Origin of the sequence: Psychroserpens sp. NJDZ02 (assembly GCF_004843725.1) — a bacterium.
In the GTDB taxonomy this organism is placed as follows: domain Bacteria; phylum Bacteroidota; class Bacteroidia; order Flavobacteriales; family Flavobacteriaceae; genus Olleya.
Window position 1 is genome coordinate 1,828,333 of record NZ_CP039451.1, and the last position, 21,388, is coordinate 1,849,720.

General features: G+C 32.6%; 21 protein-coding genes. 12 read left to right on the forward strand and 9 right to left on the reverse strand.

The features are described from left to right. Positions 1 to 5: 5 nt before the first annotated feature. Complete coding sequence (locus E9099_RS07950) at positions 6 to 599, forward strand: TetR/AcrR family transcriptional regulator (protein ID WP_136583129.1); 594 nt, start codon at positions 6 to 8, stop codon at positions 597 to 599. Positions 600 to 659: 60 nt separating this feature from the next. Here E9099_RS07950 and E9099_RS07955 read toward each other — a convergent pair whose 3' ends face one another. Both E9099_RS07955 and E9099_RS07960 read right to left on the reverse strand, forming a co-directional pair. Then, positions 660 to 1,757, reverse strand: a complete 1,098-nt coding sequence (locus tag E9099_RS07955) for an HmuY family protein (RefSeq protein WP_136583130.1) — start codon at positions 1,755 to 1,757, stop codon at positions 660 to 662. An 11-nt stretch (positions 1,758 to 1,768) separates the two neighbouring features. Then, on the reverse strand, positions 1,769 to 3,910 hold the full coding sequence (locus E9099_RS07960) for a TonB-dependent receptor plug domain-containing protein (RefSeq protein ID WP_136583131.1): 2,142 nt from the start codon (positions 3,908 to 3,910) through the stop codon (positions 1,769 to 1,771). Positions 3,911 to 4,003: 93 nt separating this feature from the next. On the opposite strand from E9099_RS07960, the gene E9099_RS07965 reads away from it, so the two are divergent. The 5 genes from E9099_RS07965 to E9099_RS07985 are packed head-to-tail and all read left to right on the forward strand — an operon-like array spanning position 4,004 to position 9,462. Further along, the gene (locus E9099_RS07965; RefSeq protein ID WP_136583132.1) at positions 4,004 to 4,912 is read left to right on the forward strand and encodes a DUF6607 family protein; all 909 of its coding nucleotides are present in this window, start codon (positions 4,004 to 4,006) and stop codon (positions 4,910 to 4,912) included. 11 nt (positions 4,913 to 4,923) lie between these two features. Beyond that, positions 4,924 to 6,387, forward strand: a complete 1,464-nt coding sequence (locus E9099_RS07970; protein ID WP_136583133.1) for an ankyrin repeat domain-containing protein — start codon at positions 4,924 to 4,926, stop codon at positions 6,385 to 6,387. An 8-nt stretch (positions 6,388 to 6,395) separates the two neighbouring features. Beyond that, positions 6,396 to 6,881, forward strand: a complete 486-nt coding sequence (locus E9099_RS07975; protein WP_136583134.1) for a DUF2271 domain-containing protein — start codon at positions 6,396 to 6,398, stop codon at positions 6,879 to 6,881. A gap of 9 nt (positions 6,882 to 6,890) precedes the next feature. Beyond that, entirely contained in the window at positions 6,891 to 9,089 is a 2,199-nt protein-coding gene (locus E9099_RS07980; protein WP_136583135.1) for a PepSY domain-containing protein, read from the forward strand. A gap of 16 nt (positions 9,090 to 9,105) precedes the next feature. Further along, the gene (locus E9099_RS07985; RefSeq protein WP_101015597.1) at positions 9,106 to 9,462 is read left to right on the forward strand and encodes a DUF6686 family protein; all 357 of its coding nucleotides are present in this window, start codon (positions 9,106 to 9,108) and stop codon (positions 9,460 to 9,462) included. A 74-nt stretch (positions 9,463 to 9,536) separates the two neighbouring features. Here E9099_RS07985 and E9099_RS07990 read toward each other — a convergent pair whose 3' ends face one another. Together E9099_RS07990 and E9099_RS07995 are read right to left on the reverse strand one after the other, a co-directional pair. Then, on the reverse strand, positions 9,537 to 10,670 hold the full coding sequence (locus tag E9099_RS07990; protein ID WP_136583136.1) for a hypothetical protein: 1,134 nt from the start codon (positions 10,668 to 10,670) through the stop codon (positions 9,537 to 9,539). A 20-nt stretch (positions 10,671 to 10,690) separates the two neighbouring features. Beyond that, complete coding sequence (locus E9099_RS07995; protein WP_136583137.1) at positions 10,691 to 11,473, reverse strand: hypothetical protein; 783 nt, start codon at positions 11,471 to 11,473, stop codon at positions 10,691 to 10,693. Between the two features lie 113 nt (positions 11,474 to 11,586). On the opposite strand from E9099_RS07995, the gene E9099_RS08000 reads away from it, so the two are divergent. Next, positions 11,587 to 11,982: a hypothetical protein gene (locus tag E9099_RS08000; RefSeq protein WP_136583138.1), complete on the forward strand. Its 396-nt coding sequence runs from the start codon at positions 11,587 to 11,589 to the stop codon at positions 11,980 to 11,982. Between the two features lie 5 nt (positions 11,983 to 11,987). Here the strand turns inward: E9099_RS08000 and E9099_RS08005 are convergent, their stop codons facing one another. Both E9099_RS08005 and E9099_RS08010 read right to left on the reverse strand, forming a co-directional pair. Then, complete coding sequence (locus E9099_RS08005; protein ID WP_136583139.1) at positions 11,988 to 13,469, reverse strand: serine hydrolase domain-containing protein; 1,482 nt, start codon at positions 13,467 to 13,469, stop codon at positions 11,988 to 11,990. Positions 13,470 to 13,711: 242 nt separating this feature from the next. After that, positions 13,712 to 14,713, reverse strand: coding sequence for an NAD(P)H-dependent glycerol-3-phosphate dehydrogenase (locus E9099_RS08010; RefSeq protein ID WP_136583140.1), 1,002 nt, complete (start codon positions 14,711 to 14,713; stop codon positions 13,712 to 13,714). Between the two features lie 131 nt (positions 14,714 to 14,844). Between E9099_RS08010 and E9099_RS08015 the strand changes: the two genes are divergently transcribed. Next, complete coding sequence (locus E9099_RS08015) at positions 14,845 to 15,795, forward strand: nicotinic acid mononucleotide adenyltransferase (RefSeq protein WP_136583141.1); 951 nt, start codon at positions 14,845 to 14,847, stop codon at positions 15,793 to 15,795. Between the two features lie 195 nt (positions 15,796 to 15,990). Then, a complete protein-coding gene (gene lysM / locus E9099_RS08020; protein ID WP_136583142.1) occupies positions 15,991 to 16,485 on the forward strand; it encodes a peptidoglycan-binding protein LysM in 495 nt (164 codons plus the stop codon). A gap of 68 nt (positions 16,486 to 16,553) precedes the next feature. On the opposite strand, the gene E9099_RS08025 is transcribed toward lysM, so the two are convergent. Beyond that, positions 16,554 to 16,919 carry a winged helix-turn-helix transcriptional regulator gene (locus tag E9099_RS08025; protein ID WP_101015589.1) on the reverse strand — a complete coding sequence of 122 codons (366 nt, stop codon included), beginning with the start codon at positions 16,917 to 16,919 and terminating at the stop codon, positions 16,554 to 16,556. A gap of 145 nt (positions 16,920 to 17,064) precedes the next feature. Between E9099_RS08025 and E9099_RS08030 the strand changes: the two genes are divergently transcribed. Together E9099_RS08030 and E9099_RS19175 are read left to right on the forward strand one after the other, a co-directional pair. Beyond that, entirely contained in the window at positions 17,065 to 17,679 is a 615-nt protein-coding gene (locus tag E9099_RS08030) for an FMN-dependent NADH-azoreductase (protein WP_136583143.1), read from the forward strand. Continuing rightward, on the forward strand, positions 17,670 to 17,897 hold the full coding sequence (locus E9099_RS19175) for a hypothetical protein (protein WP_168800694.1): 228 nt from the start codon (positions 17,670 to 17,672) through the stop codon (positions 17,895 to 17,897). Before E9099_RS08030 ends, E9099_RS19175 begins: the two co-directional genes overlap by 10 nt. Positions 17,898 to 18,437: 540 nt before the next feature. Here the strand turns inward: E9099_RS19175 and E9099_RS08040 are convergent. Next, positions 18,438 to 18,845, reverse strand: a complete 408-nt coding sequence (locus tag E9099_RS08040) for a hypothetical protein (RefSeq protein ID WP_136583144.1) — start codon at positions 18,843 to 18,845, stop codon at positions 18,438 to 18,440. A gap of 321 nt (positions 18,846 to 19,166) precedes the next feature. Between E9099_RS08040 and E9099_RS08045 the strand changes: the two genes are divergently transcribed. Next, a complete protein-coding gene (locus E9099_RS08045; RefSeq protein WP_136581813.1) occupies positions 19,167 to 20,174 on the forward strand; it encodes an IS30 family transposase in 1,008 nt (335 codons plus the stop codon). A gap of 682 nt (positions 20,175 to 20,856) precedes the next feature. On the opposite strand, the gene E9099_RS08050 is transcribed toward E9099_RS08045, so the two are convergent. Continuing rightward, positions 20,857 to 21,381 (reverse strand): hypothetical protein, encoded by a 525-nt coding sequence (locus tag E9099_RS08050; RefSeq protein WP_136583145.1) that lies wholly within the window; start codon positions 21,379 to 21,381, stop codon positions 20,857 to 20,859. Between the last annotated feature and the right edge of the window lie 7 nt (positions 21,382 to 21,388).

Here is a 21,388-nt window from a genome sequence, read left to right on the forward strand (position 1 = left end):
CTAAAATGATTACCAAAGCGGAGTTGTTAAGTTGTGCTATTGCAAAGTTTACCCAATTTGGGAGCAAGCATGTGACTTTAGACGAGTTAGCAAATACGCTTGGTATATCAAAAAAAACAATTTATACTTTTTTTAAAAATAAAGAAGATCTAGTAACTGCTAGTCTTGACAGTTTATTAAAGGAGTTTAGAGATGATATAGATGGGATTGTTAATAGCAATGGTAAAGATCCTGTTTTTTGTGTTATATTAATTTACCGTAGAGGGTTTGAGTATTTAAAATACTTTAAGCCCTCTTTTTTGTTTGGATTAAAAAAGTATTACCCAAAAGCAAGTGCTCTAGTTGATGATTTTACGGAAGAATTGTCTACTGATATAGTGTTTAACTTACTTAAAAAAGCCAAAGAATCAGGAGATATTAAGCAGGATATTAATTTGGAATTAATGGTGAAAGTTTATTTTTTCAGAATTGATAATCTTATTTTTAAGAAGCATAATTTGTTTGAATTGTATCCTAAAGAGGAGTTGTTTCAATATTTAGTGGTTTATAACTTGAAAGGAATAGTTAGCAGTGATTACACCAACCGGTATATGGAATAGTGCAATAAAAAAAGCCTTAACATTTACTGTTAAGGCTTTTTTATGTGTTTGTTAAATGGTCTATTGCAATAAGCTATATACAAATTCTGGATAACCACGTTCTCCTGCTGCGTTAGTTAACGCTATAAATTTTAATTTATATAAGTTTCCGTCGGTATCATTAACAACATAAAAGACGTTGTCTTTTAAAGAAGGTAAAGCGCCTGGTCCACCACCGTTTCTCCAACTACTTCCAATACCACGCTGATCGTTAGTAAAGTTGGTGTCAATAACGTCTGCTAAAGTGAAATTATCATAAGATAGGTCCGTGTCAACTTCTGTATCAATACTATAAACAGTAGCGTTTGATTTAGTGTTGTTTAAGACATAATCCGAATAACCATAAGCACCAGATATGCCTGGTCCAAAACTTAAAATTTGTGTTGCTCTACTAAAGTTTAAATCCCATTTTGTTTTTTCTGGTTCTATATTTATTTCTGTTTCTGTGTTAAAGCTGAAAAAAGTAAAATTATAATCTGCCTGTTTAGAAATTGTAACTTCATTATGTGTTGTTGCATCTAGGTCGGCGTATTGTAAAATATAGTCATTACCGTTTTTTAAGATTCTTATTTTTTTCCATCCTCTAGAATCTCCAGAAACACTTATGCTTCCAACAGGAGGTGTTTCTGTTCCAACTTCATAACCTAAGTTTACAAGATAAACTTTGTTATTGTCATCCGTTGATGAAACTTCTGAAATGGCAGTACCAGAAATATCTCCTTCTGGATTATCAACAAATAAATCAGTTCCAGGATTACCTATTTCCATTTGTGGTTGTAAGTCTAGAACTTCTTGTGTTGATGCATTAACGTTATCAATATCGTTTGTAGTTAATTCAGCAACGGTCATTTCTATAGAGCCATTTATAGCAACTCTAAATTCTGTTCCAGAATAAAATCCTAAATCCCAAGAGTCACGCTGTACGCTTGTTGTTGTATTTGTACTTAAATCGACATAGACTTGATTTTGTTGGTTTGGTCCACCAACAGTTGGTGCTACTGCAGCACCTTCAATAACGATGTTTATTGGTTGTGATGGTGTATTATCGTCATCGCTACTACAGTTTGTAAAAACTAGTGCAGTCATGCAAAGGGCTAAAGTAAAGAGTTTGTTTTTCATTGTATTGGTGTTTAAAAATTTAAATTATATAATAGTTTTAAGTAATATGATCTGCCGTATCCTAATAAAAGGCTACTGTTGTTTATGCTGTGGGTACCAGTTGTAGAGTTGCCATTAGTTGTAACGTTTGTGACGTCTAATAGATTTCGACCTCCAATTGTGGCTTGTAATTTGTTGTTTAAAAAGGACTTTTTTATTGAGGCATCCATCCAACTGTAAGCATCTGTGGTATATTTTTTAAATAGCGTACCGCCTTCAGTGTCGCTGCCTTCGGCAATGTAGTTTTGTTGTTTTCCGTTGTGTTTTAAAAGCAAGGTAAAGGCAGTGTTCCAATCTTTAACTAAATACGTTGCACTTGTATTAAGCTGCAAGGCGTATAAAAAGTCGTTTTCGGCATTAACCTCAGTGTTCATAATTCTTGAGACACCTTGTATGGTTGCTCCTAAATTAAAAGTCCAATTATTCTGTTTTATAGTGTTTTCGGATGTAAATCCAATTAAACGATAGGCATCAATATTTATATATTGGTATTGTAGGGGCGTTGTATTTACTAGTGCTAGTTCAATCTTATCTTTTAAGTTGATATAACTTAATTTTAGATTGTTAGTCATGGCGATGTCGCCAAACCAGCTTCGTTTTTTTAGGTTTAAAAAGGTCGAAAACCCTTGTTCTGGGGTTAAGTCTTGATTACCTCTTACATCGTGGTTAGAGTCTACAAAATAGTAGTACAGCTCTTCAAAATTTGGAGTACGGTAAGACGATCCGATACTTGCTCTTAACTCATAACCTTTGTTTAATAAATATCGGGCACTAAATGATCCTAAAAATTGAGATTTAAATTTTGAATTGTATTCATATCTTAAACCTGGTCGGAGTGATAGTTTATTGGATAGTTTAATTTCTGAGGACGAAAACACAGCGTAATTATTCTGTTGTTGTGTTTTATCTTGTTGTGTGACTTCTCCGGATGCTTGTGTGTCAAACCCTTCTATAAACCTTGTTTCATATCCTAATTGGTAGTTAAACTTATCGCTTTTTGATAAATTATTGATGGTTCCTTTCGAGAAGAACACAGTGCTTGATTGGTAGGTTTCATCGGTTTCATTAGTCTTTTCTTTAGTTAAGATATAGTAGTTAAACTCGTTTAAATCTCGTTTTTGCGTTTGGTAAGAAAAGGACGCATTATAATTAGCACCAGAAGTTAAACTACCGCTTAAACTTAAGTTATTTACAAATCTATTAGTGGTGTATATTCTATCCGTTGCCGAGGGATTACTAGTTTGTGACTGTGTGTCTATATTTGCTCTTACGGCAGCATCATAATAGTTTAAGTCTTCATTAAAATATTCGAACTTATAAAATAATCTAAAGTCGTTACCCGAGTAATTAAGACTGGCTTTAGAGGTTAATTGGGTTTTTGGTAACCAATCATAACCACGTAACCCATCATTTGTATAATGGTTTTGACCTTCACGTTGGTTGTAAAATCCTGCAAATTGATTACGATTGAAGCCTAATTTAGCGGACCATTTTTCGTTTATTTTATGCCCAATATTAAGTGCTTGTATGTGGCGACCTTCGTCAAACCAAGCATATTCATCACTTACTGTTTCTTCTTGTACAAAGGCTTGAATTTCCCAGTCATGGGCAATAGATTTTTTAGTAATGATATTAATAACACCAGAGACTGCATTGGCGCCATAGTCTACACCTACTGCACCTTCGACGATTTCGATACGTTCTATATCGTCTAAATTAATTTGCGTTAAATCAATATTATTACCAACGCCATTATCACTAACTAAAGGAATGTTATCCACTAAAATATTAAAATATTGCGAGTCTAACCCAAAAAACGAAATAGTAGAACGTCCCGTTTGTGCGCTAGGAATAATATTTAAATTAAGGTTAAAATTTAGTAAGTCTGCTAAATTATTAGCAGCTTGTTGATCAATCTTTTTTCGGTCTATCACGATGACGTTATGTACCGATTTTTTTATCGATTGTGGATTGTATTGACCGGTAACAACAACTTCATCAAGATTTTGAACTATTGTAGAATCGTTGGTCGTCGCTTCTTTTTGTTGAGCGGTTGTAATTCCGATTAAAAAAAATATAAAATAAACCGTTAAATAGTTTTTATTTAGAATCATTCTTGATTAAATTTGCTACAAATATATAAGTTATTTTAATTCAGTCTAAATAAGAACAACATTATTTTTAATAAAAAAACCAAACCATTACAAATGAAACAATTAGTAGTTTTACCAGTATTACTTTTAGCATTTTCTGTCTCATTACGTGCGCAAAACAAGAAGAAGCAGGACCAAGACGCCATAAAAAACATGTGTGGTTGTTACGAGGTGACGTTCAATTTTACAGAGACGTTTAATTATAGCAAAGATTCCTTGTACAAGCCATCGGATACTAAAATCGCTTCAGGTTTGGAATGGGCGCAATTGGTAGAGGATAATGATGATAAAATTGTGATTCAGCATTTATTACAAGTCGGAACTCCTGAGGCACCTTATATTGTGAAGCATTGGAGACAAGACTGGTTGTTTGAAAACACAGATTTTTATATGTTTAATGGCGATAACCAATGGGCGTATGTGTCAAAACCGAAAAAAGAGGTTAAAAACCAATGGACGCAAAAAGTCTATCAAGTAGATGATAGTCCACGTTATGAAGGATCTGCAACTTGGGTACATGTTGATGGTAAAAGTTATTGGGAAAATATTACAACTGCACCGTTACCAAGACGAGAATATACTAAAAGAAGCGATTATAACATCACCTTAAGAGGTAACAGACATCAAACAACAGACTATGGTTGGGTGCATGATCAGGACAATGAAAAAATTATAAGAGAAGCTGGAAAAGAAGATGTAATTTTGGCTAAAGAGAAAGGCTATAACACCTATGTTAAGGTGGATGACAATAAATGTCAAGCGGCACAAGATTGGTGGAAAGATGGCCAAGAAAAATGGGCTAAAGTCCGTACTAAATGGGCGTCTGTTTTTGCAAGGCACCAAGATTTAGCTTTAGAAGCAAAAGTGGATAATAAAGTATTATTCAAATATTTATTTGATGACGAAAATTACTCGACATCAGAGCAAATAGATCCTATAATTGAACGTTTTATTAAAAAATAGATATAATTAACATGAAAAAAATAATAGCAATAAGTTTACTGCTTGTTAGTATAACAGTAAGCGCACAGGATAATGTGTTTTTAAGTAGAGGGTTTTGGAACCCGTCTGTAACTATTGATGCGGTTAAGGCGCAAGTTGATGCGGGGAATAATCCATCCGAGTTAAATGATAATAATTTTGATCCTGTTGTGTATGCTATTTTGCAGTCGGCACCAAATGAGGTCATAGAGTATATGGTGTCTTTAGAAGGTAACGATGTTAACAAATTAACGCATGATGGACGTACGTATATTTTTTGGGCAGCTTACACTGGTAATGATACGATAATGGAGTATTTTATTAGCAAAGGTGCTAAAACAGATATTTTGGATGATCACGGCATGACCGTTTTAAACTTTGCTGCAAATGCAGGACAAACCAATACTAAAGTGTATGACATTTGTATTGCAAATGGTGCGGACTTAAAAAATGATGTTAATCATGATGGTGCTAATGCTTTATTATTGGCAGCACCTAACGATATTAGGTTAACGGGCTATTTTATTTATAAAGGTTTAAGTGATAAAAGCGTTGATAATAACGGCAACGGAATTTTTAATTACGTGGCTAAAACGGGGGATTTAGAATTGCTTAAAGGATTAATCAAAGAAGGGAAAAAAGGAACCGATCAAGCCTTTATATTTGCTAGTAAAGGGACTAAAGGTAAAACGAATGGATTAGACGTGTACAACTATTTAGAAAGTGTAGGTTTAAACCCAAAAACTAAAACAACAGAGGGTATTACACCTTTACATAATGTGGCTTCTAGAAATAAAGACTTAGCAGTTATTAATTATTTTATTGAAAAAGGTAATTCTGTAAACGACGCAGATAAAAATGGAAATACGCCATTCTTAAATGCAGCAAGTAATAACGATATTACAATTGTTACATCACTTTTAGAGCAAGTGGAATCGATTGATTTTACTAACAAAAAAGGACAGTCAGCATTAATGTTAGCGGTTAAAAATAATAGTCATGACGTTGTAAAATTACTATTAGATAAAGGGGCAAAAACGGATGTTGCTGATAGTAATGGAAATAATATAGCGTATTATCTAGTAGAATCATACAATCCTAAAAAGGAAGCAAATTTCAAAACCAAATTACAACTTTTAGAAGGTAATGGCTTTGACTTTGCAACACCTCAAAAAAACGGAAACACATTATTACATATTGCTTTAGATAAAAATGACGTCGATTTTTTAAAACAAATTAATCAATTTGATGTTGATGTAAATACGGTTAATAAAGAAGGTTACACAGCTTTACATTTAGCAGCCATGAAAGCGACTAATACTACAATTATTAGATATTTATTGTCAATCGGAGCAGATAAAACAATAAAAACTAGCTTTGATGAGGGTGTTTTTGATTTAGCATCGGAAAACGAAATTTTAATGAGTAATCAAGTCACTTTAGATTTTTTAAAATAGAACATTAAATGAAAAACAGTAAACTAATTTTTAGCCTAGCAGTACTTTGTATCAGTTTGTTTTCTTTTACAAGCCTTACAACGTCATCCAAGTATAAATGTATGGTGCAGATGACTAATTATAGCGGAGAAGGCGCTTATGTTGCTATCTCTTTAATTAATCCTGATGGCGAATACGAAAAAACGTTGTACGTCCAAGGTGATGATGAAGAGTGGTATCATGACATCACAGAATGGTGGAAATTTCAAGGTAAAGTAAGAACTGATATTGATGCTTTAACGGGCGCTACTATTTCTGGAGGAGAACGTGCAGTAAGTGTGATACAAATTGAAGATTCTAAAATCAATGCAGGCTATAGTATCCGTTTTGAGTCTGCAGTAGAGGATCAAGAATATTACACTAAAGATGTTCAGTTTTTGTTAACCACCGACAGTGTAAAAAGCAAAGTTGAAGGGACAGGATTTATACGCTATGTGCGTTTAATGCCAAACTAAAACGTATTTATGACCATTTCTATTTGGAGGTATAGTCACCTCACATTAGCTATAGCTTCTTTTGTATTTGTCTTTCTAGCAACAATAACAGGTATTGTATTAGCATTTCAGCCTATATCAGAGCAGTTACAATCGTATAAAATAGAAGGGTCAGAGCAACTTGATTTACAACAAACCGTTGCAACGTTTAAAAAACAATATCCAGAGATTATAACTATAGAAGTAGATGCAAATCAATTTGTGTCTGCTTCTGTTATTACTACAGAGGGCAGCGCTTTAAATGGTTATTTCAATCCAAAAACAGGTGCTTTTTTAGGCGAAAAGCCAGAAGTATCTAATTTTTTTAAATTCACAACAAACTTACACCGCTCTCTGTTTTTGAAAGGACTTGGTCGTTTTTTTGTTGGCTTGGGGTCATTTTTATTATTTATTATTGCTATTACAGGATCCATTTTAATTATTAAGCGTCAAAGCGGAATAAAACGGTTTTTTGCTAAAGTTATAAATGAAGATTTCTCTCAATATTGGCATGTCGTTTTAGGACGTTTGTCTTTAATTCCTATTATCATTATTACCTTGACAGGGCTGTATTTATCACTGTTAAAGTTTGATGTTATTACAGAAAACAAACCTTCGCATTCGGTTGATTTTAATATGACCGCTTTCGCTGAAAAGCAGCCTGGTAGCCATCTGTTTAGTACGGTAATGTTAGATGAGGTTGTTGCTTTAGAATTTCCTTTCTCGGAAGATGAAGAAGATTATTTTACTTTAAAATTGAAAGAGAAAGAACTTATTGTACATCAGTATTCTGGTGTAGTGTTAAGTCAGATTGATTATCCAATGGTTACTTTTTTATCAGATTTAAGTTTGCTATTACATACTGGTAAAGGGAGTATTTGGTGGTCTATAGTATTGTTAATTGCGTGTTTAAATATTCTATTTTTTATCTACTCAGGTTTTAAAATGACTATAGATAGAAGAAAAAAAACGGTCTTACCAAAAAACAAGTTTACTAAGGATAAAGCCGAGTATATCATTCTTGTGGGATCGGAAACGGGCAGTACATATAGTTTGGCAACATCTTTTTTTAAAGCATTATTAGCTAACGGGCAAACGGTGTTTATTGCAGACTTAAACAGTTATTCAACATACAAGCAAGCCAAACAATTAGTGGTGTTTACTTCTACTTATGGAGAAGGAGAAGCGCCAATAAATGCAAAACAGTTTGTGTCACTTTTAAAAAGTGTGCAGCAAGAGCAAATACTTAATTACGCGGTGGTTGGATTTGGATCTTTACAATATAAGGAGTATTGCAAGTACGCACAAATCGTAGATGCGAGTTTACAGTTAGATTCAAAATTTCAACCTAATTTAGAGTTGTTTAAAATCCATAATCAATCGGAAGACCGTTTTAAAGATTGGGTGTTGCAATGGCAATCTGTGATTAGTTTAAATTTAGATATTTCAACTATTAAAACGATTACTAAACCAAGAAAAGAACAAACTTTTAAAGTGTTGGATGTCTCAGCATTAAATATAGATAACACTTTTTTAGTAACACTAAAACCTAGTAAAAAAGTAAGATTTACTTCAGGAGATTTATTGTCAATGGTTCCAAAAGTAGATGGTGTGGAACGCTTATATTCTATTGCAGAAATAAACAATCAGATAATAATTAGTGTAAAAAAACACGAACACGGCATTTGCTCTAATTATTTTAGTGCTTTGCAAAAAGGAGATCAGGTAAAAGCAGTGATTAAACGTAATCCGTCTTTTAATTTACCTGAATCTAAAACAAATAAAAGTGCTGTTTTAATTGCTAATGGAACAGGAATCGGTCCTTTTCTGGGTATGATAAGTCAGTCTCATCCAATAACCAAACATTTGTTTTGGGGCGGGCGTACAAAACAGTCTTTACAACTATATAAAAACCATATTGATAACAGTTTAAAAAACAAAACGCTATCTAGTTTTTATCTTGCATTATCGCAAGAGCAACAAGATAAAATTTATGTTCAGGATGTCGTTGCTAATAACCAAGACGTAATAGCTCAGGTTTTAAAAGACAACGGTGTTATATTTATTTGTGGCTCTATAGCTATGCAAAATAAGGTTCTAGAAGTGTTACAGCACATCACAGCATCTAAACTGCAGCAACCATTGTCCTTTTTTGAGGCCAATAATCAAATAAAAAAAGACTGTTATTGATTCTAAATATATCATTATGTGCAACAATATAAAATCAATATCTAAAACCTCTAAAGGCGAATTAAATTTCTGTAAAGGGTGTCAGCAATTTCATCTTGAATTTAATAATATTTATTTCGAATTTACGCCTAAGGAATATGAGCAATTTAAAACGTATATCTTATTTGTGGAAGCGGATTATTGGGAGCATAAATATGCTTGTGCTAACGTTAAACGTAAAATACCAATTCCAACCTTACAAGATAATTTAGTGCTAATGTTTAATCGGCAGGAAATTAAAGAGCTGAAGGCATTAGTTAGTGGAAAAGATAAGGATGTGTTTAATACAATACTTTCTGTAGATGATATTGATTACACTTTAATTATTAATTAGTCTAAGTTCTTAAAATAGTAAAAGCCCATTTGACTAGTCAAATGGGCTTTTTATTGGATTTATTTTGTTGTGATTTACTTTAAAATAATCTCGTAAGGTACCTCATTGTTTAGAGAGTAATTTCCAGAAATATCTTCTATCACTTTCTCGTCGTTGGTATTAAAATAAGTAATTTTAAACTGCTTAATTTGGTCCTGAGGGTAAGCGTGGATGCTCAACTCTATTAAACCACTAGAATCGCTAGTTTTACTTTCTTTAAACTTGTATTCTGTTAAGACATCAATAGTCACTTGCGCAGGATGTCCATTGACATTTAAAAACTTAGCTTTAAAAAACTGTTCTTCAATCTCAGGCTCATTAACATAATTTAAATGTTGCTGATTTGTATTTTGATGTTTGTTTCTGTAAAAGCCTAAATGTAAGTTGCTACTCACGTCGTCTAAAAAGGTATTGTATCCTTTTTTCTCAGCATTGTCAAAATATTTACAAGATTCGCTGGTGTGTAATCTAGCAATTTCAACCTCTTTACTGTATTTTTTTCTGTTGCTATAGTTTTTGTAAGCCACTACAGAACGTTTGAATAAGTAAAAGACAAACAGTCCAGCTAATACTTCTAAAACATAAAATAAGACTGGTAAGATATCTTGAATTCCAAAAGCAGATTCTCTAATTCCTGCAGCAATTTCTCTAGCAACACGCTCTTTAGAAAAATAGAAAATGGCACCTCCAATAGCAATAAATAAAACAACACCAAAGATAAATTGACCTCTAGCATGTTTGTATACGCCTCTAACAATATCAGAATCAGGTGTAGAGGCATTTGCGCTTATCTTTTTATCCTCAAAAAAACGTCTGTTTCTAGTATGAGAACTTAGCATCCCTACTAAAAGCTCGGCAATAACTATCGATATAAATATAATTCCAATCCCAATAATCCAGGGCGCTTGAGGTAAGATGTCACGATAAATTTCGCGACTAAAGTAGTATTCTAAAATACAAATTACAATAAACGAAATAGTGAAAGGCACAACATAAGCATTGGACATTATTTTGTCCCATTGGCTTAGTTTTTTCTCTTCAGGTTTTAAAATTTCAAAAGTATCTCTTGCGCGTTTTGAGGCAGAGTTCGCTCTTGATGCGACTTCGTCAGAGATGGTGTATAAATTCTCAGACTCGTCTGTAGATGGTTGATTCCAGTTAACAATCATAATTGGTTATGTGTGGTTTATTATAAACATTCAAAATCTTCAAGGTAGCTAAAAAAGCCTTCTTTACCCTCAAATTCATTAATCTCGGCACCTCCAAATACGGAAGTGTCTTTCCAACCTACTAAATACAATTCTGCATTATCAGTAAGTTCTAAAGTGTTTTCAATCGCTTCAATTTTACCAGATCTAACAGGCTCATTAACACCATCTGTAAATAATACGACGATTATCTTGTCGTAATCATCCATGTTAGGTTCTTTTAAAAGCTTATTAATGTGGTTAAAGGCTAAATCGATATTAGTAATGTCATTACCTTTATAAGGTTCGTAAGTTAAAATGGAAGACGTTAACGTTTTGGATAAAAAAGTGTTTACACGGGATTGGTTTTTCTTTTTAATCTTTTCGTTTTTAGCTTTAATTTTTTCGTTGTGTTTTTTTTGTTTTGCTTGTTCCGACAGTGTTGGGTTGTCTGACGTTAAGATGTCTTCGTAAGGTTTTAACGCGCTTACTTTTAATCTAAAAATCTCTTTAGAGTTTGGTGCAGGATTCCCAATAATGGTTGAAGCAAAATACCCATTACCATTTTCGGTAATAATATTTATTACAGCTTCATAGTCTGCTTTGTCTAATTTTTGAATACTTTGTGATGAGCCACTTCTGTCATCACCAAGAATAATCATTATTTTACAGTCAGGGATATCTTCCTCAGCTGCTGCTGTATGGGCTTTTGACGCATCATCTACGCAAGAAAAAAGGGCTATTGATAAAAAGGATAAAAGTAAAAAAGGTCTAAAAAAGGTCATTGGTTATTAATTTAGTGCTAATATATGTAATAAAAACTTACCGAATGTTACATAATCCTTAGTACTAATCTATATTTTTGCAAGACTTGTTAGTTCAAGTTTATAATATTTTTATGAAAAAAGACATTGACATCCCTAAAGTAGAAAACGTTTATATTGCTGTTGTTAACGAGTATAACGACCTTTATAAAACACAAGATTGGAACGCTTATATCATTAATGATAAAGACGTTGATTTAGACATGGTTTTAATTGTAACTAGCGGGTATTCTGATGATAAAATGACTTCTATTTTTAGAAAAAAACTAGACAAACTACCTAAAAAGAGTTATGCTAAGATCGAATTGATGCAGGAAGATTTGTTTACTTTAAATAACCAGTTTAAAGTGACCTTTTTTGAAGGTAATGCAATGTTTGATAAAACCTATACCTTTAGAAAAAACACCATTAATTTAAAAGCATTACAGGCAGTACCTTTAATGGAAGCAAAAGGTGTTTTGGTTAAGTAGCTACTTTACTTGCCAGTTATTGCTTCTATTTTTTGAATAAAGATTTTAGCGTTTTCATTGTCTGGATTAAACTCTAAAGATTTTTTGTAATTAACTAATGCTTTAGTGTAATCTTTGGTTGTAAAATAGAATTCACCCAAACTATCGTAAGAATTAAAATGCTCTGGAAACATTTCTAGTTGAAGGTTAAATATTTTTAGAGCATCTTCGGTCTTTTTATTATTAAGAAGTTGGTATGCTATGGCATTTAAATTATCATTATTTGTATAGTAATTAGTCGTATCTTTAAGTTGTTGTCTTAATTGCTTAATGCCATTATTGGTATCATGCAATAAAGTATTTTCAAAAAAGGCAACGCTGTTTAATTTAGGGTATTTAATGAGTTCGTTTTCTGTACTAAAAAATAAATTTTCCCAATTATTTAAAGCAGCATCAGAGTTACTATTCATAATTAAAATTATACCATAATCGCTATCTGGACATAATAAAAGTCCGCTTTGTGTACCATTTGATGTTCCTGTTTTAGAATAGTAAAAACCTTCTTCTTCTCCAACACCTAAACCTTCCCATAGGTATCCAACTAGATTATCGTCATTGTCTTCAAAAAGCTGTTTAACAGACTCTTTAACAATAGGGTTATCGCTTTCTAGTTGAAACTTCACAAACGTAATTAAATCTGGTAGTGTTGAAATAAGTCCAGCTGCTCCACCAAGTAAGGGGTTTTTGTCTAATGGAGCCAATTTGCCATTTTTATAGCTGTTTACTATTCGGTTTTCATCAAAATTAGAACCTAGTAAATAGGTGTTTTTCATGCCTAATTGGTCTAAAAAATCTTGCAATAAAACAGGATATGGTTTTTGGTACACTTGTTCTAAAATATAAGCAACAAGTTCTGGTCCAACAGAGCTGTAAGCGTAAACGGTGCCTGGTTTTTTATTTACTGTTACAGTTTTAAGTTCTTCTAAAAGGTGAGTAATGTTATAAGAAAATGGTTTGTTTTTAAAATAACCATTATTTACACTGTCTGTTACTTCTTTTAGTCTTTTTGGTGTTTTGTTTTTTAAACCTATGGTGTGTGTAAGCAGATTTTTGATGGTTATTGGTGTGCCTTCAAATTCTAAATTAGCATAATCTCCTTTTAGGTGTTTTCTAATATCATCATTAAGGTTAATCTTTTTTTCTAAAACCGCTTTTGCTGCTAAAGAGCCTGCAAATACTTTGGTTATAGATGCTATTTCATATAATGTATTGTCGTCTGGTCTGTTGTTTGCACCTTTATCAATTTCGCCATAATAGTTTTTATATAGTTTTCCGTCTTTATAAATAGCAAACGCTAAAGAGTTAATGTTGTTTTTCTCTAAAGTTTGGTTAGCGTAGGTGTCTACTAGTTTTGTGATTTTTTTAAAAGGGTCTAGTTTTTCTTCTTTATTGGATTTACAGCTTAGTATACTTATAAAAATGATTAAAAGGATGGCTTTAAATTTCATACTATTTACGGTTATAATAAAAGTTAAATTATGGCTTTTAATAAGGATAACTTAATAGTAGGTTTGTTACACTATTGTGTTAAAAACCCTTGGCTGGTAGTTGCGTTAGCGATTGTAGTGTAAATCCTTTTTATGAGGCACGATTAAAAAGATTGCAACGTAAAGCGCGACCTTTAGGTAACGCCCAAATAGATTTAAAAATTAAAAAGTCCCTTTATATAATTTATACAAAGGGACTTTTTTTAATCTAATTTATCTGTTAATTTCTGAAACACCTTTTTGGCATCTTTACCTTCGTATAGTACAGCATAAACAGCATCGACTATTGGTAAACGTGTTTTCTTTTTGTTTTTCTCGTTTAATAAATGAGCACTTTTAGTGGCATAATAGCCTTCTGCTACCATACTCATTTCCATTTGTGCAGATTTTACGGTGTACCCTTTACCAATCATGTTTCCAAACAAACGGTTTCTAGAAAAGGAAGAGTATCCGGTAACTAATAAATCGCCTAAGTAAGCGGAGTTATTTATGTTACGTTTCATTTTGTGCATTTTTTTAATAAAACGCTTCATTTCTCGGATCGCGTTACTCATTAATACACTTTGGAAGTTATCTCCGTAGCCCAAACCGTGTGCGATTCCGGCAGCAATAGCATAAATGTTTTTAAGCATTACGGCATATTCTGTACCAATAACATCATCGCTAGTTTTAGTTTTTATATAATCGCTTGACAATACATCTGCAATAGCTTGTGCTTTTTTCTGATCGGCACAAGATATGGTTAAGTACGATAAACGCTCTAACGCTACCTCTTCTGCGTGACATGGTCCTGCGATAACTGCAATGTTCTCGAAAGGTATTTTATAGCTGTCGTGAAAATATTCTCCTAAAAGCATTCCTGTTTCTGGAAGAATACCTTTTACTGCAGAGACCACTGTTTTATTGGTAATATCTACGGTTAGTTTTTGTAATTCAGAATGTATAAATGCGGATGGGACTACAAAAATTAGCACATCGGCATATTCAGCCATTTCGTTAATATCGTTACTGAGTTTTAATTGCTCTAAATGAAACTCGACAGAACTTAAATAACTGGGATTATGTTGCTCTTTTAATAAATGCTCTTTGGTATAAACGCTACGCATGTACCATCCGACTTCGTCCAAGTTTTCGCAAAGCATTTTTACAATTGCAGTGGCCCAACTTCCGGATCCAAAAACAGCGTATTTTAATTGTTGACTCATAAAATGGGGTTATATCAATATCAAAAATACGGAAAATTTTAGTGTTATAGGTTAATGATTTATCAATGTTATATCGTTTTTGGCACAGCTTTTGAAATAGACTTAAATATCAATCCTTAAAACGACAGATTATGAAGACTATAAAACTACTTACAGGTTTTGCTTTAATAGCAACATTATTTACGTCTTGTTATACAGAAGTTGTAGTTGATGACTATAATGGCTATAATGACCCAATTCCGATAAACATTAACCAAGTATTAAACTCTAACGAGTTGTGGTATGTTGCGGTTGAGGAAACTATCGGTTATGGCGAGTCTCCTTTTTTACAAATCGCATTTACAGTCTCTTTTAGAAATGGGACGCTTTACGCGAATAATAACTTAGTAGGGATTGGTAGTCAGGGTAATGGTTATGGTATCGCAATTGGGTATTATAACGCCTATGATAATATCTTAGATGTAGACCACGATATTGATGGAAATGATAGTTTTGATGTTTATCAAATAGACAATAATACTATAGAATTATACAACCCATTTACAGATACCTCGTATTTTTTACATGGTTACCAACGTAGTAATTTTGATTATGACTTTGTGTTTTACGATAATATCCAATATTTTTTACAAGAATATGAGGGTTGGGAAAAAACATACACTAGTAATTTTGGAGCTTTAAATGAGTTCGATAACGAAAATTACTTACAATTTTTATCTGGAGGAAATGATGACACGTTCCGAAGCAGTCAAGATGCAAATGGTATTAATCCAAACAATTTATATTGGGATTATACAGGATTGTATGGCGTAGGAAATGTAATTGGAAACATGTATTTAAAAACATTGGTTTTAGATTACGATTATTTTGATAACGAACAATTTGAATTAAGTATACTTAACGATCAACGTATCGAGTTATATCACCCAAGTTCTGGAACAGTATACGAGTTTACAGGAAGAGGTTATATCGAATATTTAAGGGTTGGTACAGAAACCAATAGATCTAAAGCATCTGGGCTAAAAAAGCGTGTACAACATACAGAGAAAAAGGATAATGCTAGAGACAGTTCTAGAACATAAAAAGTTAGTTAATTAGTTTGTAAAAACCGTTTAAGGCATATGCTTTAAACGGTTTTTTATTTTTAGTTAAAACAAGGTTGCTACAGGTGTTTTAACAAAGACTTAGCATAAGAGCTGTTGCTATAAGTTGGCGTTGGGTAACTAATGTTTTAACTTTATAATTATTAAGTAACAATTAAACTAATAAACACAATTATGGGATTATTTTCATTTATTAAAAACGCAGGAGCAAAAGTTTTTGGGATAGGACAAACAGATAAAGAAGAAGTCGCAGAAGCAGCTGCAGCTGAAGTTAAAATAGAAGCATTAGCTGCCAGGAAACTAGAAGAAACAGCAAGAGATTTAGATTTAGTGGTAGAGGGATTAACTATATTTATAGATGCTGATGCAGCAACCATTTCTGGTGAAGCGGCAGATCAAGCAACTAAAGAAAAAGTGGTGCTTTTAGTGGGTAATAGCGATGGTATTGCAACAGTGGACGATAAAATGACGGTGGCAGTAGCAGCAGTAGTTATACCAGAAGCGCAGTTTCATGCCGTGATAAACGGAGACACTTTGGGTAAGATTGCTAAAAAATATTACGGTAATGCTATGAAGTACCCAGAAATTTTTGAAGCTAATAAACCAATGCTTACAGATCCAGACAAAATTTATGTTGGCCAAGTATTACGTATCCCTGCTTTAGACTAAAGCATACTTTTATATATAAAAAACGGCAACTGTGAGGTTGGCGTTTTTTGTTTAAAGCAGAAGTACTATTAGCTATTTTTAATTTTTTCACGATGTGTAATACCCCATTCTCGAATGGTTTCGATAACTTTATCTAACGATTTACCGTATTCTGTTAGGCTGTATTCCACAGCAACGGGAGTGGTGTTAAAAACAGTTCTGTTTACTAAACCGTTAATTTCTAAATCTTTTAGTTCTTTAGACAACATTCTAGGAGTAATGCCTTCTATTTGGCGTTCTAATTCTTTAAATCTATGGTTTTTAAAAGACAGCGCAATAATAATAGGTAGTCTCCATTTTCCGCCAATAATATCAATCACATCACGTACGGGTAGGATAAATGTTTTACATTCTGTTGGGGTATAACTGGTTGTGTCGTTTTTTATTGTTTTCATGTTATGTGCTTGTAACGGTGTTACTATACTAAAGTATAGCGGTATACTTTAGTATAGTAGTATATAAAGTATACCAAATATAGCCTACTTTTGAAAATAATAAAAATTGAAGTATAGTATTCATTCAATTTTAAAAACAAAACAGATGACAAAGACATTAGTTGTAAGTTATACGCCTAGAGAAAACTCTAATACAAAAAAACTTGTAGATTATTTTATTGAAAATAACAAAAGTAAAACAGAAATTACGGAACTAAATTTAGCCAAAAACACACCGGATTTACTATTGGAAGACAGATTAAACTTATATGTTAAACGTAATTTTGGAGGTGTTACATTAACGGATCAAGAGCAGTTATTATTAGCAAACAATGATACAATGGTGGCTCAGGTTTTAGAGTCTGATTTTATTGTTATCGCCAGCCCAATATTTAATATGTCTGTTCCTGCTACAGTTAAAGCATGGATAGATGTTGTGATCCAGGCAGGTGTTACTTTTACACAAACCGAAATGGGACCAAAAGGACTATGTGAAAACAAACAAGCTTTAGTGTTAATGACTAGCGGAAGTGATTTTAATATCGAGCCATTAAAAAGCATGAATTTTGCTACCCCTTTATTAAACGCTTGTTTGGGATTAATGGGTATTCCATCTAAAAACATTACCGCGTTTGGTTTGCAACAATATGCGGATAAGGTCGATAGTTTATTAGAGCAATCTAAAAATGAAATTAGTGCTTTAAGTGACGATTGGTTTTAATTAATTATTCTCAAACACTAGAAGGAAGTGAGCTTGGTGTTTTGGAAACAAAATTTGAAGACACTAGAACGCAAGCGCAAAACAGGATTCAATTAGGTGTAGAGACAGGACAAGCTTATGCTTGGAGTAGAACCAGAATGGGAGGTTGGGCAGTAGCTCAAAGTCCTATTTTAAAGACTACTATCACAACCTCTAGGCTTAAAACTAAAAGGGTATAAATCGTTGTTAGATTATAGTACTATACGCAAATTTCAATTTGGTGAGCCGCCTTGTGCGTTCCTGAGTTCTATTGCTAGTGGCAATAGAGACGAAAGGATCAACGTAGTTGCATGCGTGCGGTGTTGTGAGAGGCGCAACCGACTATTTTAGTCGGAGTTCGTCTACTCGATTGTACGTAGTTTTTATCTATACAGACTATGTCAACTTCTAAAATATCTCTACATTCTGAACAATGTCCTTCAAAAAATCTGTCGCTAAATTTGAGGGTTGTATTATATAAATTATAATTGTCCTTGGTAAATGAGTGTGTCACTTCATTTATGTTCTGTATTTCATAAAGGCTGTAAGTTTTCATCTGAGAAAATTTGTTTAACACAAGTTGGGTCTTTTATTCCAAAATTAGGTTTGTCTTTTTTGTTGAAATGAATTGTCCTTTTGTGTTTAAGGTACATTTTTCAATTTATTTTTGCCCATTTCAAAACGTCTAAAGTTTTTTTATTGTTTTTATATATGATATAACTTAATTTTATAAATAGATTTTATTGTTTAACATATATTGTCGTTGCTAAATCTCCTAAAGGGTCATTAATCCATTCTATTTCGGTTTCTGATATTTTTTCAAATTCATAATAAACTGTTTGTGTCTCTAATGTTATTTCTATTGAATAACTATTATCAGTAGTTATTTCAGTAACATTTGTTGTTCCTCCATTACTATTGGTTTGACTGATAGATTCTTTAAAACAAGTTTGTGTAGTTAAAATAATCAGACAAAAATCATCATTTGTAAATTCATAACCCGAATTTGGATTTTCTAATAGCCAAGTTCCTTGAATCCAAGTTGGTGGATTGATTCTTGTTTCTGAACTTGATACGCTGTCATCATCCGATGAACAACTGTAAAATGATAATGTAATTATAAGTACTAGTCCTATTAATTTTTTCATATTTTTTTTATTTGTTAATATTTTTATAATTAATTAGTGTGTTTTTAACTACTGCCAAAATTAATTCTTTTTCTTACTTTGATCAAATGGAAAATAATGATAGGCAGAAAGATAAATTTACTATTCAATGATTTATGTTTAGAGGGTAATTTAAAGGAGTCAAAAGAAATGGTTTAAAGAATACGTGTTTTTCTTAACAAGAATATGATAATTCTTGTTAATAAAGAAACTCCAAGTTCAAGTCATAAGTGCAACACGACTATTTAAAATAGATGGAGCTAGCCCCATCTATTTTAGGCTCAATATTTATATTCGTTTTGGATGAAACATTACAAACAATTGACCTTGTTACAAAGGTATCAAATCTCTGCATTATTAGAGACAGGAATTAGTATAACACAAATAGCAAAAATTATTGGTGTTAATAAAAGTACCGTATCAAGAGAATTAAAAAGGAATACTCCCAGTCGAGGTCGTACAGCTGGCATTTACATTGCAGAACACGCGCAACATAAAGCGCTTAATAGACATTGCCTAAAACCAAAATCAATTATTTTAACTGATGGACTTAAAAAACGAATAGCCGATTTAATGGAACATGAGAAGTGGAGTCCAGAATTGATTGCAAAACGATTAGTAAAAGAATCTGAACTCTGCGTTAGCCACGAGACTATCTATAAATGGATATGGACAGCAAAGCACAGCAACCATAGAAATCACAATGCTTACAAGAAACTATACAAGCACTTGCGCCACACTGGTAGAAGGCAAAAGAGAAATAACATAAAAGATAAACGAGGAGCTATTATCGGTCGTATAGGGATAGATAAGAGACCTAAGGTTGTCGAAGAACGTTCACGCATTGGAGATATAGAGGTCGATCTTATGATGGGTAGTAATCATAAATCAGCATTACTGGTTATGACAGACAGAGCAACTCTTGTAACGATGATAGAAAAGCTCAGTAGTAAAAATGCAGATGAAGTTTATCAAAAAATGAATCAACGCCTAACTAATTTTGACTCATCTTGGGTTAAGACAATAACATTTGATAATGGAAAGGAGTTTGCTCGCCATGGAGAAATAGCAAAAGACGTCAATGCGAAAACATATTTCACAAGACCATACACCTCTCAGGATAAGGGAACTGTAGAAAACAGAATCGGGGTAATAAGAAGATTTTTTCCAAAGAAAACAGACCTTAGAAAAGTCTCTAACAAAAGAATAAAAGAAGTAGAAAGATTACTAAATTACAGACCTATTAGAAAGTTTAATTATAATAACCCTATTGAAACCCTAAAAAGTATGAGTGTTGCACTTATGGGTTGAACTCAGCAACTTCTGAATCTAAAGAAAAATTATATAAAAAATCCTTAGAGAATTAAATACTATTAGCAAGAAGATAATCGTGGTCTAAGTGAGCTAGAGATTCTTCGAGAGTACCTATGCCAAGAGTATGATAGTCATGCATTTGAATAAAAGGACTATTATGTATAGCTCTGAAAGTAATTCTTTTCTTTAAAAGTTGTTTTATATACTCTAGAGAATCTTTTTTACTGTAATTTTCAATAACATCACATTGTTGCATTATTAGGTGTTATTTTTAATAAATTTATCGTAATCAAGTATTCCATTTGTAAGTCTTGGTGTTTCATAATTTGAAGTGTATCTCTCTTGCATAACTTTATCCTATTTCAATTATTTTTATACGGTATGTGCGCTCGGCATGGGCATCTTTTAATTTAACTAAAGGTAAATGATTAATCTAGAGGGTGCAAGTCCCTTATGCGCAGGCGTAACCCTTCGGCTAGACTCAGGACAGGCTTATTGAAGCATTAGTAAGTAGCAAGGATGAAGCCCTTTGGCGTGATGATTTACGAACCGCCGTATACGTTCCTGAGTTCTATTGCTAGTAGCAATAGAGACGAAAGGATCAACGTAGTTGCATATGTGCGGTGTTGTGAGAGGCGCAACCGACTATTTTAGTCGGAGTTCGTCTACTCGATTGGCTTTAGTTTGAAATGTTTGCTATAGATAGTTTTCCCATTTTATGTCCAGAAGTTTTAAATGTTAGTTCAACGTGTCTTTTGGTTGTATCTTTTTTAGAATTTAATTTAGCTCTAAACGATAAATTATCTGCTCTAGGACGCAACCACGACATGTCTATACCGCTTAAATAATATTCGTTTTTAAAATCTATTCTATCCTTTTTCAAACTGTTTTCAGGGTCTATGTAATTTTTATTGATAGAATCAATATTAATGATGTAGTCTATAATAATATCAGATTTTGATGTCATCAATATTTTGTAATTCATATCTTGTTTGGAAGAATTAGAGTCAGGAATTACTTTTAATAAATATTTTTCCATATTCATGGATAAATTATAGTCATTATTTTCCAAGTCAACAGTATAGACTATTTTATTAGAAACAGTATCCTTTAATAAAATAGATGTTGTATTCTCTTTGTCTTTAATTTTTTCTTTTTTTTGACTGCAGCTAATCAAAATTATTAAAAGGAATAAATACTTCATTTTTCTT